The organism is Prevotella sp. RM4, from assembly GCF_000701965.1.
GTDB lineage: Bacteria > Bacteroidota > Bacteroidia > Bacteroidales > Bacteroidaceae > Prevotella > Prevotella ruminicola.
In genome coordinates this window covers 344,669-361,489 of record NZ_JNKG01000009.1, presented here as the reverse complement: position 1 = coordinate 361,489, position 16,821 = coordinate 344,669, and the positions used below count along the sequence as shown (strand labels likewise).

9 protein-coding genes are annotated in these 16,821 nt (G+C 44.8%); 2 read left to right on the top strand and 7 right to left on the bottom strand.

The features are described from left to right. Positions 1 to 9 precede the first annotated feature (9 nt). On the top strand, positions 10 to 2,367 hold the full coding sequence (locus T499_RS0109535; protein ID WP_033150773.1) for a glycoside hydrolase family 9 protein: 2,358 nt from the start codon (positions 10 to 12) through the stop codon (positions 2,365 to 2,367). Between the two features lie 2 nt (positions 2,368 to 2,369). On the opposite strand, the gene T499_RS0109530 is transcribed toward T499_RS0109535, so the two are convergent. The 7 genes from T499_RS0109530 to T499_RS0109500 form a co-directional block, all read right to left on the bottom strand. Continuing rightward, on the bottom strand, positions 2,370 to 3,842 hold the full coding sequence (locus T499_RS0109530) for a TolB family protein (protein WP_033150772.1): 1,473 nt from the start codon (positions 3,840 to 3,842) through the stop codon (positions 2,370 to 2,372). Continuing rightward, the gene (locus tag T499_RS0109525) at positions 3,839 to 5,230 is read right to left on the bottom strand and encodes a DUF6057 family protein (protein ID WP_157054582.1); all 1,392 of its coding nucleotides are present in this window, start codon (positions 5,228 to 5,230) and stop codon (positions 3,839 to 3,841) included. The genes T499_RS0109530 and T499_RS0109525 overlap by 4 nt, the downstream gene beginning before the upstream one ends. An 8-nt stretch (positions 5,231 to 5,238) precedes the next feature. Continuing rightward, complete coding sequence (locus T499_RS0109520) at positions 5,239 to 6,591, bottom strand: TolB family protein (protein WP_198021280.1); 1,353 nt, start codon at positions 6,589 to 6,591, stop codon at positions 5,239 to 5,241. A 146-nt stretch (positions 6,592 to 6,737) separates the two neighbouring features. Further along, on the bottom strand, positions 6,738 to 8,483 hold the full coding sequence (locus T499_RS0109515) for a DUF6057 family protein (RefSeq protein WP_033150770.1): 1,746 nt from the start codon (positions 8,481 to 8,483) through the stop codon (positions 6,738 to 6,740). A gap of 141 nt (positions 8,484 to 8,624) precedes the next feature. Further along, a complete protein-coding gene (locus T499_RS0109510; protein WP_033150769.1) occupies positions 8,625 to 9,374 on the bottom strand; it encodes a hypothetical protein in 750 nt (249 codons plus the stop codon). 17 nt (positions 9,375 to 9,391) lie between these two features. Further along, a complete protein-coding gene (locus tag T499_RS0109505; RefSeq protein WP_084163058.1) occupies positions 9,392 to 11,302 on the bottom strand; it encodes a RagB/SusD family nutrient uptake outer membrane protein in 1,911 nt (636 codons plus the stop codon). Between the two features lie 15 nt (positions 11,303 to 11,317). Next, positions 11,318 to 14,569 (bottom strand): SusC/RagA family TonB-linked outer membrane protein, encoded by a 3,252-nt coding sequence (locus T499_RS0109500; protein ID WP_033150767.1) that lies wholly within the window; start codon positions 14,567 to 14,569, stop codon positions 11,318 to 11,320. Positions 14,570 to 15,066: 497 nt separating this feature from the next. Between T499_RS0109500 and T499_RS14230 the strand changes: the two genes are divergently transcribed. Beyond that, on the top strand, positions 15,067 to 16,818 hold the full coding sequence (locus tag T499_RS14230) for a glycoside hydrolase family 5 protein (protein WP_084163056.1): 1,752 nt from the start codon (positions 15,067 to 15,069) through the stop codon (positions 16,816 to 16,818). Positions 16,819 to 16,821 lie beyond the last annotated feature (3 nt).

Genomic DNA, 16,821 nt, shown 5'->3' with positions numbered 1-16,821 from the left:
AAAAAAAAAATGAAAAAACTATTCAAAACCATGCTCGCAGCACTATGCCTGCTGACAGCAACCCCGATGACAGCCACCAAGTTCATCACCATTAAAGTTATCGACAAAGATTATCTGATGCTGCACTTCCGCGATGGCGAGGTGCATTATCGCGACAATGGTACTGGGCCCAGCGCCTATTTAGGTCACTCGTTTGCCGAGGGCGACGACACCCTATTGGTATTCGGCGAGCGTTTGAAAGCAACACAAGCACAGAACGCCGGCTTGTGGAAAATCAGCTCGCCCGATGACAAGACCTTTGCTACAGCGCAACCCTTAGCCGTTTGGCGCAAATCCAAGCCAATGAACACCGACAACACACTGACAAGCGAGTTAGACCATTGGCTGTTTTTGCAGATGCCTAAGGCCATGAAACAGGGCTGCACTTACAAAGTGTCCATCCCCGCAGGCATAGGCGCTGATAAAACCGAGGCCACTATCCGCTTCGATGTATGGAACAACCAATCCGAAGCTGTACACATCAACATAATAGGTTATTCGCCTTTTGAGTCCGTTCATGCTGCCGACCTTTACCAATGGTTAGGTGATGGCGGTCAACGCAACTACAAGCAATTGGAAGGAAAGGGCGTTTGGCTCTATAATGTAAATACCAAGAAAAAACAGAAGGTGGGCACTGTAAAGTTCTGGCAACCTGCCTCAGCTGCCAAGAAAGAAGCCGGCAGTAAGAGTCTGATAGGTACCGATGTATGGAACATCGATTTCAGCGCCAACAAACCTGGCTACTACCGATTGGTAGTAGAGGATGTGGGTTGTAGTATGGATTTCGAGGTAAAGAACGACATCTACTACGAGCCTTATCGCTACTCGGTTCGCGGTTATTACTACATGCGTTTGGGCGAACCTATCGACACCGCCAAGGTATTCCCTGCCCCACGCCAGCCACAGTTCATTCCTGAAACCGACCCTAAGGGCTTTACTGTATATAAAACCGACTTCCATCCTTGGAGCCCAGGTTGGCGTGAACTGCATACCGATGTGTGGGACGAGCCCCACTTTAAACAGCTTAAGCAGTCAATCTTCTGGCAGCATCGCCTGCCTGGCAATCCAGTAAATACCGAGGTAAAAGGCGGACACTCTGATGCCTTCGACTGGGACCGCCACCTGGCCCACGTCAGCAACATCTACGACATGCTGTTGCCTTATATCCTCTCGGGGGGACGTTTGAACGAAGATCAGTTAGGTATCCGCGAGAGTGGTAATGGTATCCCCGACCTGATTGACGAGGCCCGCAACGAGGTAGATTTCTTCCTCTCTATCCGCGATGGCGAGGCTTACTCACAGGGTGTCACCAACCCTTGTGCCGACTGGAGCGTGATGTTCCAGGCAGGCTGCACCACCATGGCAGCCTGGGCCAATGCCGCCAACTGCGCCATCATTGCCGAGGCCTTCAGATTGAACGGCAACGACAGCCTGAGCCAATACTATACTGCCGAGGCTATCAAGGCCTTCCGCTTTGCCTCAAAACAAGACCATCAGCAGCTCGACGACCTGCAGGATGTGGGCTCCATGCAGATGCGTGGTCGTGACTTCCGTCAGATGGCTGCAGCCTTCCTATACAACCTCACAGGCGATGAGCAGTGGGAAAAGGTATTTGCCGATGAGAGCATGATTAAGAGCCCTAACTCACAGGTGTTCAGCAAAGGCAGGCACGGTTTCTTTGGTGTAGGTGTTATGCACGAGGAGAACAAGCAATTGGTTCCATTCTGCCAGTACTGGGCAGCCGCAGCCTATCTTACCTGCCCACATACCCGTCATTATGGCGAGCTTTACCAGAACTTGAAAGCCAGCATTAAGACCCAGGCCGAAGATTACAATTTTGGGCACATGGCCCAACGCCCTAGTCGTCGTTCAGCCAACGACGACCGTTGGCAAACCTCACAGAACCTGCAACTAGTGATGTTGGCTCACTACATAGCGAACAAGGCTGAGCGCAAGCAGTTAGAGCACGCCATGTACACCGAGGCCAGCTGGGCTTTAGGTCGCAATCCTGGTAATATAGTTGAAATGACAGGCCTTGGTCAGCGCCACATCACCGATGTCTATACCACCGGTCGTAACGATGGTGCACCTGGAACCCACCCAGGTCAGACACCTTTCAACGGCACCGAGACCTGGTCGCCAGGTCATAACGGTGGCGATGCACGTGTCATCTTAGCCTACTGCTATCCCGACTGGAACAATGGCGGCTGGCCCCGTCAGGAGTCTTACTTCAATCAGCGTTACTTCTGGGTAAACGGTGAGTTCACTCCTCGCGAGACCATGCGTGGTAAGATGGCCCTTCTGGCCTACCTTTACGCCATCCGTTAATTCTACTCTTTGCGAACCCCAAAGTTCTTACGATATTCGTCATTGATTATCCGACTCGCTTTGTTACCATCAAAACGAGTTGGAGCAATGATGAAATCGGGCACATTAAAGGACAGAAACCTATCACGATAGAAACGACGTGGATTGCGCTGTGGCAACATAAATGCCTTACTTACATGACCATCGGCATCAACATGGCAGAAATATGGTCGTGTATAAAGTCCATCATCACGGCGCGAACTGAGTACCAGCCAGCGTGAGTTAGTACTCCAGTTATGGAACGATTCTGTATCATCTGAGTTCGCCATAGTCATCGGATGGTTTTCTCCTGTTTTCAGATCAAGCAGATAAAGATCGGCCTCATGATGCCAAATGCTAAACTGGCCATAATCAGCCAGCGTATAGCAAAGGAAACGACCATCGTATGAGGGGCGAGGGAAAGCGATTGACTTGTGCTGAGCCTCAGCATCTATAATGGTTTCTATATGGTCTCCAAAGGTACCTGTTGCCGGATCGAAACCTATGCGATACAGATTATAATGGATAGAATCAAGCTGATGACTATCTTCTGGCAGAGCACGTGCCGCACAGAAATAGAGTGATCTACCATCAGCAGAGAATACTGGGAAAGTCTCATAGATAGAGTCTTGCTTAACTATAGGCGAAAGCAACAACTCATTCTTTTCCACGTCATAAACCTGAAGGTCGGAGGCAGTATCAAATACCTCTATACGGTTTGAATCTGCACTATGAAACAGCTGACTCGTTGCATTGGTAGAATAAGCGATATAACGCCCGGATGGATGCCAATAGGGATACACACAAAAGCCTAACGTCTGATCGGTTTTAGTGTTATAAGCCACAATAGGACCATCGTTCTGTCGCAGCAGTGTGGCACCATGAGGGCCACGGATATGCAGACTCATATCTGCAGGATTACCGCGATTGAAACTATGACAGTTCACACAGCCCTGAAATTGTGTATTCTCAATCAATGCACGCTCATCAAACGAAGACAAATCGCGTTCATATATTCCCATCTTACTCCACACCTCATAACCAGGTGCTATCAAACGATAGCAGATGCCGTAGTCGATGCTGTCGGGACTTACAGAAATTGAGAATGGCTGATATGTATGCCACCCATCGGCATACTTCGCCGAGACTGTTACGCTCAGAGAGTCACCCTGATTCTGAGCAAGCAATGCATGCCAGTCATCAATATCAAAATCAACAGCCTCATCACCTTGGGAGTGTAAGTTGTTACCATGACTATCTGTTACAACAGCATCGATAAGCATAGCCGATTCATCTGCCATATTAAAGCAGAGTGGCGCTATATTTACTGGTACAGTAACGTCAAGATAATCAGGATATATATGAGGCTGATTTGCCTCCTGCTTTGCATCGCTAACAGTCTCTGTACATGCAGAGAACAACAAAAGAGCTATCAGTGTATAAACAATCTGTTTCATCGAGTCATGGAAATAAAGTTATTTAATCCTTCGCGGTCACCAGTTAGTAGATAGTAAGCTACCAGATACTGATAAGCCATGTGATTATCCTTATTACTAAAATAAAGATCCTTGAGCATCTCTGGTGTCACATGATCGCCAAAGTAGAAATCATTTTTGTAGGCACACTGGCGTAAGCGTCCGTACTCGGGATGTTTTGCTATTGCCTTTTCGTTACCTAAAAGCGGCAGTGTTTCATTTGCCCATGTACGGTAAAAAAGCGTTTTCTGCAGCGCCATAAGATATTTGCGGGCCACCTTATAGTTGCCATTTATCAAATTTGTCTGTGCCAATCGCTTGTAGCAACGCCCACTCTTCTGGAAATCAAGTATCGACTCTTGGGCTTCGAACACTGTTCGCTGCGCCACGTTAATCATACCCAACTGGTAGAAAGCCTCAGCTGTAGGCATCGGACTAGTAGCGTCAGTCTGCACATCTGGCAGAAGACCAGCAATACCATTCTGGTTGTATTCGAACATATGGTCCAAAAGCATCCCTCGCATCGCTAAGGCAAGATTTTGTACAGTCACGCCAATCTGGTTATTAGGTTTCTCGGCATTGGCAGTTTCAAGTATGCGGTTCCACTGCTGATGAGTAGCCATAAAATCATATTGCATCACTTTCTCAGCCTTCAAATTACTGTTTTTCCATACAATACTACCCATACCAATAGTCACCAACAGGAAAGTTGAAAGCCCCCATACATAGCCGCTCGGTGCATTAACCCACTTACGACACACACAAGGCAACAGGCTGAGTACCCAAACTGAAAGCGAAGCAGCCCAAAGCAACCAAGGGAAAACGGTAGGATAGCGATAATAATGTATTCCAGTCCAAATACCATCAATAGGCAGAGGAAAGCAGACTGGTCCCACCAGCCAATAGAGGATAGAAATGGCAACAATAATAGATAGGACGGTTTTGGTGACAGAGGAAATGGTTCTACGGATGACCTGCCCAACAAGCAGCGTAACCAGGACAGCCCACACGCCACTTAGCAAAGCATGCTCATCAAGCAAGTAAAGCCAGAGCAGGAAAGAAGGAACAAAACTCAGGCCAAAAAGACGATCCACCCTCATCAGACGCCACACAAGAAGTTGTATTAACGAGAGTAGAAGTGCAATTATAGCGGCACCAACCCATGCATAAAGAAAGAACTGTGTGCAGAATCGTCCCAACAGATCAGCAATTCCACCAGGATGTTTTACAATATCCCATACATAAGTACTATCAAACAGGAATAGTTGGTATTGCTCCTGATAATGCAAATGGTGTGGATAAGCAACTCCGAAAAAAAGAAGAATAGCCACGCCCAAGAGGAGCGTACATATAATATGTAAATGTTTCATTTAATCTATTACTCAAACACTTTACTGAATTCGCTAACACTAACTTTAACCGGCTCAACCATGAACTCCGGACGATTATAGCTCTTTAAGCGGAAGGTATTCTGCTCGGGGTCATCCTGTGGCAAGAGGAAAGCCTTCGCCACTTTGCCATTATTAAAATAGGATATATACACACGGCTATAGTTACCATCATCGCGGCGACTGGCACACATCATCCAATGACCGTTGCTCGACCACGTTGGGTAACTTTCTGCATAATCTTTACTATTGAGACCTCTTAAGTCAAGAGGCGATGGTGTTTCTTGGCCAAGCGGAACACAAACGATGTCAGCATCGTGGTGCCAAATATGGAAGCATCCATATTTTCCCTGTGCAAACAACAGATATCTGCCATCGGGACTGATACGTGGCAGCGTAGCACTCTTGTTCTGCGAAACAGCATCATATACCAGTTCTTCATCACAAAAGTTATGCGACGATACATCAAACAAACGACGATAAACATTATATTGTATTCTCTGATAGTAAGCATTTATTTCTGTTTCCTTGTCCTTACCTTGCAATTCTTCAGGAAGTGGAACAGATTTACAATAATAGAGATATTTTCCGTCAGGTGACCATGTTGGGAACACTTCCAGCAACGTTGAATCATTACAAATGATGCTTACCGAATCTTTTGCTACATCATAAAGAATCAAATCACTTGCTAGGTCAAACACTTCTATTTTATCAGGATTCGCCGTATGAAAAGCCTGTCGTGTCTGGTTTGTCGAGAAAGCTATCAGTTTTGCTGTAGGATGCCATGCAGGATACACACCTGCGGAGATGGTGTAGTCACGTTTCAGATTAACTCTTAAAAGTTTACCATCATTAACAATCACAGTACCGGCATTAGCATGACGTACATGAAAAAGCATATTATCTGTTTTGTAATTCTGATAACTGTGACAGTTTATGCATTGCCCTTTTTCGCGAACATTACAGGTAATCTCATTGTTAAAAATCTGCGTTTCCTCAAACGAAGTGAGATTACGTTGGGTAATTTCCATAAAGTCCCATGCTACATATGACGGTTCGATGAGTCGATATGATAGGTATTCGTCAATAGGCTCTTCTGCCACATGTATTTCAAACGATTTAAACGATAGCCATTCGCCAGCTTTCTGCCCCCAAACATCTACTTTCAGGCTCTTACCTTTTGCGACATTCAGCATCTCACGCCACTCATCCTCAGGAATCTGCACCTTTACACCATGACCATAAGTCTGCTGTTGACCATCTGGGGTTGTGATACGAGCAATACACTCGTCGAACTCGCCATCAGGTAGCATAAAGTTAAGTGGTGCTATATTGTAAGGCACCGTAACATTACAATAGTCAGGATAGATAACAGGTAGGCATTTAGCCTCCTTACTTAACGAAGGGACATCAGGATGATGTACACACGAGGATAACAGCAGTATAGTAACTGTTAAAGGCAGAATGCATAAGTGAATATATCTTTTCATTATTTCAAATTAATTGTTCTTCCAAAGAATGTATAATACCAATAAGTATCTCCCCATTCAGCACGCATATCTTTAGCAACCTTTCCAAGTGTCAAACCGGGTTTAACACGCTGTTCAAGGGCCTTTCTGAACTGTTTATAACGCTCATAGACATCTTGTTCCACAGGAATCATCATACGTTTTTCCTCCGGGAACTTATCCATGAACAAAATATAAGCCTCCTGTGCATATAGTGGAAATTCCTCGCCCACGTGCAATTTCAAATATTTACGTAGCGATGGCCAAAAACGACTTGAATCATAACGCAACATGGCATAGAACAACGCCTGCTCAGAAGCCACTTTACTATCGGAATCATACCAAAGGCTGATACTATTCACAATATAACTATCGGTATTCTCTATGCCAGAGAGTTCATCAACATAGGAATTCTGCAGTTCCTTAATCTTGGTACTTACAGATGATGGCTGCCACTGACCGTAAAACGGATGATAATGCAACAAAGTAGTATAGCGTTCCACCATTTTTTTATATCCCTTAGCTAAAGCACAACGAGACAACATTTTCAAATAGAATGGCGAGAAACCCGTTTGTATAGCCTTTTCGTAATTCAAGCGAATAGCCTCATCCTGCATACCATAGTTGTAATAAACTATAGGGGATGCGATATCTAAGAGGGATACATGGAGTGAATCTGAGTTAGTAATATCAGTCGCAATATTTCCAAGTTTGAACGAGCGATTAAGCAAGCCTCCTTCATTCATCAAAGCAACATTCTTAAGGAATACCATTGTATTTGTGGGCTTGTCATTCGCAGCAGCCATATTCAAGACCTCATTCCAGTTGTCGCTTTCAGCATAGCGTACCATACGCATCTCATTGATATAATTCTCATCACGGAACATCAGTGATGTTGTAAAGAAGAAACCTATAGCCACACATACCACAGGAACAAACCATTTGGTAAGATATCGACCATAGAAAGAGATAAGTACTGATACTGCCCCAAGGCACCAAAATGGTATGGATAGTTTCTCACCGCTGTCAAGTGGCGTTTCAAAACGGGGCAAACCTGCTAGCACTACATCATCAAACTTAAGATTGCAATAGAATTGTGTATGCCAAATGGCTGCAGTAAAGATAAGTATAACAATACCTAACAGCTCTCGCCATGTTGGCTTTACTGTAACTACTAAACATAGTATGAAAAGCAAAGCGAACCAACCCAGTATCGGATATAGACAAAAGCCCAACAGATACCATACAATATACATTTTACGTGGAGTGCAACGTGCTACCCACAATAACAACAGCATAGCAAGATAGCCTATTGACTGCGAGAACCAATAGCCCCTAACAGGTGATATATATATCCAGTAACCAAGATCGACAACAGAAGTAAGCAAGCAGGCTGCAGGCAAGAGCATCACTGCTGAAGCATTATTCTGTAAACGGAACGCCTTAGCACCTACAAAGAAGATGAGTACCCAGATAGTTACCAAAATAATCGACCCTAAGGCTGGATGATAGAAAAACTGTGTAAGCCAGGCTCCCACATACTGCATCAAGCCAAAAGGCTTCGACATCAACGTATGGAAGAAGGGCTCACCGAATAGGAATTCGGAACGATCGTGCGCCGTATAGAATACCTCTTGATTGATGTATATGATATATACAGCAAATAAAAAGAAAGCCAACAGGCTCACATAGAGGACAGCTTTAGGTAATATACTTTTTATGTTCATATTTGTTGATCAACTTGCTGCTGCAAAGGTAGTAACAATATTTATAATACCCAAACTTTTTCACTGAAAAATTCATCATAAAGAAAGAGGGTGTGTCAATTTAGACACACCCCCATTGTGAATTATACTGTAAAACAGAGTTTATTCCTCGTAGTAAACAGACTTAATGGTAATAGAACCGCGAGTCATCAAGATATCCAGGTCTTTGTTATCACCACCTGAGGCACAAGCTTTTGCCATATCCTCGGTAATAGGCAGCTCCCACAAACCAACAGAAATGGGAACATTATCAGCAAAGACAGGATCCCACCATCCAGTCATGATACGTGCTGTGCAACCTACGTCGCTAACACCATCACCCCAAATAAATGGACCTTCTTTTACATCTGTAACTTCAAAGATAAGAGTCTTGAGACCAAAGTAAATATCATCAGAAAGATATGGAAGGTACTTACCTTCATTATCACTGAAACGTCCAGGACCACCATCACCGTTAGTAACAAGAGTAAATGGCTCACCCTGATAGATATAGTACTTCTCAAGTGGATCAGTAATTTCCTGACAACTTACGGGGAAATTTGCTGTAAGTTCTGTACCATCAGCACAAATAGCAGTCATGGTGACGGTATGCTCACCAAGCTTCATCTTCTTCCAAGCATAGTTACCGATGTATTCCTTACCAGCGATAGTCCACTTGGCATTAACAGGAGCAGAGGTAGTACAGGTAATAACATTACCATTCTGACCGCTAGCAGCCTTATCAACAGTAACAGAAGTCTTAGCTATGAGTTCATCAACAGTAATGTGACCGTCATTCTTGATATCCTCATGAACAGGATCGCAAGCTAAAACTGCACATGCTGCGACAAAAAGCAAAAATATCTTTTTCATATTGATTACTAATAAAATTAATAAAGTGTAACATATTGTGTCTTAGGATCAGCAGCATCCCAACCAGGGTTCTGCTCCAACTTACCATTCATCAGAGTAATCTGGGCCTGAGGCTTTGACAAGAAACCATTGGTAGCTTTATAACGCTCTGTCCAAGAACAAGTCATGTGCTTCAGGGCGCGCTTGTTAGCCTTATCACCAAGACATACAACCATCTTACCAGACTGGGCCTCAAGAGCCTTTGGAGCATAGTCGCTATTCTTACAATCCTTACCAGACCAGCGACGCATATCGTTGAAACGAAGTCCCTCGAATGCGAACTCCCAACGACGCTCATTCTGAACGGCCTTCAGTGAATATGCGGTCTCAGGGACACCAGCACGCTTCTGAACCTGATTCATATACTGAGCATCACCAGTAAGCTCTGTCAGCATCAGCAGAACGTCAGCATAACGCATCAGATAGAAGTCCTCAAAGTGGTCACCCTGCTGGCTATTACCAAGTGAACCTGTTGTGAAGCCAGGTGCCTTGGTCCACCATGTATCGTTCTTCTTGTGATTACCCTTGTCGTCAACACAAGCATCAAGAGTTACAGGAGCATACTTCTTTACAGAATAGCCAGACTCCTCGCAATCATCCTTCACGAAGGTATAATCCTCAAGCTCGTTAACACAGTCAATCATAGAACCGAGTTTACGGATATCTTTGTAACCACCAGCATTCTCTGCAGCAGTCCAGTCGTCCCAGATATTGCATGAAGGAGTACCCTGACCCCAGCCCTCATTGAATGGATAAGTATGGTTAACATCACCATTATCACCATTACAACGAAGTGCCCAGAAACATGACAGATAGTTAGAATACTGACGGTTGTTGCTATAATAACCATTAGGAATATTCCAACTTGATGCATTCATGAACTGAATCTGGAAGAGTTCCTCAGTATTACCATTACCCATACCTGGCTGGTCGAAGCAGTTCTCACGCTTCATATCCTTAATGAAGTCATAAGCATGCTTTTCACCGTCATGAGCCTCATCCCACAGTAAGCTGTTTGAATACTGCCAGAGTGAACGGAAGTCCTCACAAAGTTTGTAAGCACCGCTGCCAACAATGTCCTTCAGACCTGCTACAACATCAGCCTGAGAGATTGAACCTGAACAACCTTCCTGCTCAACCAAAGTAACAGCAGGAGCAGATCCAGAAGCAAGCTCACCTACACCTTTATAGAAACCAGCCCAGAACATATAAGCACGAGCGATGTAAGCCTCGGCAACATACTTATTAGCATGACCATCACCAAAGCCCTTATCAGTACCCATCAGGTTCTTACCAGAAACGAAGTCAGACAGAATCTGTGGATAGATTACATCCTCAGCACTTACCTGCTCTTCCATCTCTGCAGTGATGGTAGTAGAAGTAATCAGGGGCACATCGCCATACAACTGGGTAAGCCAGAAGGTATACAAGCCACGCATAAAGTAGCCCTCACCAAGAAGCTGATCACGCTGTTTCTTTTCAGCATCAGTCCAGGGCACATTATCAATAGTCTCAATCTGGTTGTTAGCACGTGCAATACCACCATAAAGAGTTACAAACAGGTTCTGGTACTGGTCAACACCAGACTCTACCAGATAGTGGAGAGCCTTAACTTCCTTATCCTGCAAACCACCACTACCATAGCAGTTATCAGACATTACTTCCCACCAATAGTTAGGGTTATTCTGCAAGCCACCATTATCGCTACCACCCAAAACATTCAGGATGCTATAGGTAGCTGCATTCAATGCCTCAACATCTGCAGGCTTACCAGGGAAAGTAGCCTGGGTCATCTCAGTCACACGTGGATCAGTATCCAACATGTCGTTACAAGATGTAAACAAACCAGCTGACAAAACAGCTGCTGCTGATAAAATATATTTCTTCATAACGTAATTGTCAAATTAGAATTTAATACTTGCACCAACCAAATAAGTACGAGATGGTGGGTAAAGACCAAGGTCAATACCAGAAGCCCAACTATCAGCACCACCGGCAGAACCAACCTCTGGATCGAGGCCTGTGTACTTGGTGAATGTGTAGAGGTTCTGAGCCTGAACATAGAAACGGAGCTGCTGGAAAGGACAAGACTTCCAGATCTTCTTAAAGTCGTAACCGAGAGTTACAGCCTTAATCTTGAAGTAGTCGGCATTCTCCATATAACGGGTAGATACCCAAATTGTATTATTATGACCTGTACCAGAAATACGTGGCTGAGTGTTTGAGGTACCCTCACCATGCCAACGATTCAGGATTGTAGTATCATAGTTATGATAAGGAGTATCTCCGTATGAACGGTAAGAACGCATAATCTGCTGACCAAATGCACCAGCACCGTTTACAGCGAAATCAAATCCCTTGTACTGCAAACCGAGGTTTACACCAAGCATTACGTCTGGGTTAGGATTACCAATCTCATGGCGGTCGCAGTTATCACCTTCTGCATAAGTAATCACACCATCACCATTCCAGTCATCCCAGATGCAGTCACCAGGCTGTGCATTGTCGAGAACAGCCTTACCAGCTGCGCGTGCAGCGTCAATCTGCTCCTGATTCTGCCAGATACCACTGTATGACATGCCATAGAAGTAACCGATTGGCTTATCAATCTCAGCACGATAGATAAATTCTGTACCCTGTGAGAGGACACTACTTGCACCATTGATATAACCCTTCTCGTTAGCGATACGAGTAATCTTATTCTTATTGGTAGCAAGGTTTACACCTACGTTATAGCTGAAGTCCTTACCAATTCTGTCGTTCCAAGTAAGAGCCAGCTCAAAACCGGTATTCTCTACGTCACCACCATTGATGTAAGCAGGATTTGTACCCATAATAGCAATGTGCGGACCTGTGATCAACCAGTCCTTAGTGGTCTTCTTATACCAGTCGAAGTTTACACCCAGACGGCTGTTGAGGAAGCGAGCGTCGAAACCAAAGTCAAGCTGCTCAGAAGTTTCCCAAGTCAGGTCAGGATTTGGTACGATGTTAGCGTAAGCACCTGTAACAGGCTTACTAACAACAGAGTGATCCATGTCAGAACCGAACTTATAACCATTGTCGTAGTATCCACCAGACTGAGCGATAGTAGCCAGATACTGATACTTAGGAATGCGGTTATTACCGTTCTGACCCCAAGATGCACGAATCTTCAAGAAGTCCATCCAGCTCTTAGTGCTCTCCATAAACTTCTCGTTGCTTACTACCCAACCTGCAGATACAGATGGGAAGAAGCCCCAACGCTTACCATCAGAGAAGATACTTGAACCATCATAACGCATTGTTACGGTAGCCATATAAGTCTCATTCCAGTCCCAAGTCAAACGACCGAACCAAGAAGCGAGATACTCTTCATCATTTGGTGAACCACCTAAAGAAACACCAGACTCACCTACCTTGAAGTTAGAAAGCCATGCAGAATCCCAGCCCTTCAATGTAGCGAGCTGTTCGCCTGCAGCAATCTTATTCGAGCCGTTGAGGTTTGTACCCCAAGCGCTGCTCTGGAAGCTCTGACCGACCATAGCGCTGATCTTGTGACCAGAAATAATAGGAAGATCGTATGTAAGTGTGTTCTCAATAGAGAAAGAAGAGTTCAACCAAGTGCTCTGGCTTGCGCTATATTCTGTAACAGTACCTGTACCAGGACTTGGAGAACGTGGCTCTGCATAGCTACGATAGGCACCAGCACCCCAGTTGTAGTTAAACTGAGAACGGAACTTCAAGCCCTTGATAGGCTGGATAGTCAAGAATGCAGTTGCACTAGCATTGAAATTGCGGCTCTCGGCCATAGAATTGAAACCACCCTTACTAAGGTTTTCCCATGGATTGCTGAACAATACAGAGTTCCAACCTGTTCCACTGTTGGCATTGTTGTAAATCTCACCATCAGCTGTATACTGTGGCATCAATGGAGTAGTCTGCAGCAAACTGTGGATATAGCTCCAATACATACCATCCTCAGCCAGGTCGTGACTCTTATTATAGCCGATAGAGATGTTCTCACCAATGGTGATAGCATCAAAATCCTTTGCCTTCAAAAGTACATGATCGCTGTTGATACGGATGGTGTGACGATTGTAGTAAGAAGCCTTGTCGGCACCCATAATACCTTCGTTACCGGTATAGGTGTAAGACATAGCAAACTTAGAACGATCTGAACCACCAGTCAGGGTTACAGAATGATTCTGCTGAACGGCATTCTTATTGGTGAATACATCCCACCAGTCGGTACCTTCCCAACCACTAGCAACTCTACTAAGGATATCCTGTGGAACCCATCCAGACCAATCCATCTTTGCACCAGAGGTATTAAAGCTGTACTCGTCCATAATGGTCATATACTGCTGTGCATTGAGCAACTGTGGGCGCTTATAGACATTTGACCAACCCATTGCACCATTGTAGTTAAGCTCAACCTTACCAGCCTTACCCTGCTTAGTTGTTACCAGGATAACACCGTTAGCAGCACGAGAACCGTAGATGGCAGCTGATGCAGCATCCTTCAGCACGTCGATGCTCTCGATATCGTTAGGGTTAATACCGTCGAGGTTACCACCTGCTACACCATCGATTACATAAAGAGGTGAAGCATCACCGATGGTACCCATACCACGGATGTAAACCTTATAACCCTTACCAGGCTGTGTAGATGAACTTGTAATCTGCACACCAGGAGTGCTTGACTGCATGGCCTCAAGGGCATTAGTAGTGTTCAGTTTGGCGATATCCTCACCCTTAACCTGAACAGTAGCACCGGTAACCAGCTTCTTCTTCATGGTACCGTAACCTACTACTACCACTTCATCAAGCTGGGCGTTGTCTTCTTGCAATGTAACGTTAATGGTTGACTGGTTGCCCACCTTAACTTCCTGAGTCTCATAACCGATGTACGAGATAACAAGCGTAGCACCGGGTGACACTGTGAGAGTAAAGTTTCCGTCGAAATCGGTAATAACGCCATTACCTGACTTACCTTTTTCAACTACGCTGGCTCCGATAACGGGACCTGATGCATCGACTACAGTACCTGTAATCTTCTTCGTTGCCTGCTGGATTTCCTGAGGAGCTCCGGCGGCATAGGCATTCGAAGAGTAACCAAGGCCAAACATAGCCATGGCACTCATCATCAGCGCTGTTCTTCTAAAATTTCGATTCATACTTAAGTTTTAAACTATAGATAATTGGTTTGTGATAATTTCTTAGTTGGGGAAGTATATAAATACTCCTATTGCACGCAGCCTAAATTCAATAAATAGGTACGCATGACTCAACAGTTAAGACGAATTGTTTCGGGTCATAAGTTTCTTTTTTTTTTAAGTTTTATAATAAGTTATAGTTGAATATGGTCATACCAAATCGGTGGCAAAGGTAAACATTTTCCAAGAATTAGAATAAAAATTTGTTGCCAAATACTGATACTTTTTTGCTCAAGGCCGTTTTTTAACATTTAAAATACGTAAAAAATACCCAAAAGAGAGTAAAACTCGAACTCAAAAATAGCAAAAACATGCCGTTTACTAAATAAATGTAAATTATACACTATGAAAGCCTTATATATATAATTAGGTACGCGTAAAAAGATAATCACAAAAAACCTTGCAGGTTTCGCAAAAAGTAATTATCTTTGCGCCCAAATTATCAATCTAAAACTAATATGTACAAAAGATTAAATGTATTATTTACCTTACTACTGATATGTGGTATGCATCTACAGGCCCAAGAGTTTGAAACAGCCACCCAAGCCGTAAAGAATATGGGCGTGGGTTGGAACTTAGGCAACACGCTCGATGCCAACAATCAAACCAATCACGATTTCACGAAAGACAACTACTGGGGACAGCAGGGACTGGAATCAGAAACCTGTTGGGGCCAGAGCAAAGCCAAGCCCGAGCTCATCAAGATGATGAAGGATGCCGGTTTTGGTGCCATCCGTGTACCTGTGACCTGGTATAACCACATGGACAAAGACGGTAAGGTGAATGCCGAATGGATGAAACGCGTTCACGAGGTGGTGGATTATGTCATCAACCAAGGCCTGTACTGTATCGTCAACGTGCACCACGATACTGGAGCAGATGGCAGTACCTTTAAATCGTGGATAAAAGCTGACGAGGCTAACTACGAGCAGAACAAAACCAGATACGAGAACCTATGGAAGCAAATTGCCGAAGAGTTTAAGGATTACGATGAGCATTTGCTGTTTGAAAGCTATAACGAGATGCTGGATAAGCTGAGTTCGTGGTGCTTTGCCTCGTATGCTTCGACCAACAAATACGACGCAGCAGTAGCCAAGTCGGCCTACAATGCCATCAACAGCTATGCCCAGAGCTTTGTGACCACTGTTCGCAACACAGGCGGTAACAATGCCACCCGCAATCTGGTGGTCAACACCTACGCTGCTTGTTGTGGCAGCGGCACTTGGAACGATCACCTGAAAGAGCCCTTATCGCAGTTGACCATCCCCACCGACCCGGTAGCCAACCATCTGATGGTTCAGGTTCACGACTATCCCAACATCGCCAATGGCATTGCCAATGTCAAGAAAGAGATTGACGACATGATGACTGCTTGGAACACGCATATCCTCTCGAAAGGCATACCCATGATTCTGGGCGAATGGGGCACAGCCAATGTGGATGAAGGCGACGGCAAGACCGACTATGATGTACGCAGAGATGTAATGTTTGAGTTTGTTGACTATATGATTGCCAAATGCAAGGAGCACCATGTGGCCACCTTCTATTGGATGGGCTTATCCGACGGTGCCTACCGTTCGCTACCCGCTTTTAACCAGCCTGACCTGGCCGAGCGCATTGCCAAAGCCTATCATGGTAGCGACTTTGCTGGCACCTACCCTACCGAGAACGATTTCAATATCAGCTATCTCGTAGAGTACGAGAAAGAATGGGCAGAGTTGTTCCTTTATGGCAACTACAATAGTGTATCACCACTAAAACTCACTGAATACAAAGGGTTACGCATAGAAATGGACGACAACTATGGCAGCAAACTACAGGTAAAAGTTTATGGCGATGCTACAGGTTCAAGTTTCAAGGAAGCCTACTATACCCTGTCGGCCAACTCGAAAACAACCACTGTTAACTTCGAAAACGCCAAGACAGGTTCCACCGTATCACGCATCACCCTGCAAACCAATGTCGGCGCCACGAAAGCTAAAATCAACAAGGTGGTATTGATCAAGAGCGACAACTCAGAGGTTAAACTGAGTCCTACCACCGCCTGGGGCTGCACGCTTAGCACAGAATCAACACCAGTTAGCGGCATACACGAGTTGCACTACACTCCCCAAACCGACAACCGCATCTACAACCTGCAGGGGCAGCAGATAGCTAAGCCACAAAGGGGCATCTACATCCAAAACGGAAAGAAACATATTGCCAAATAACCT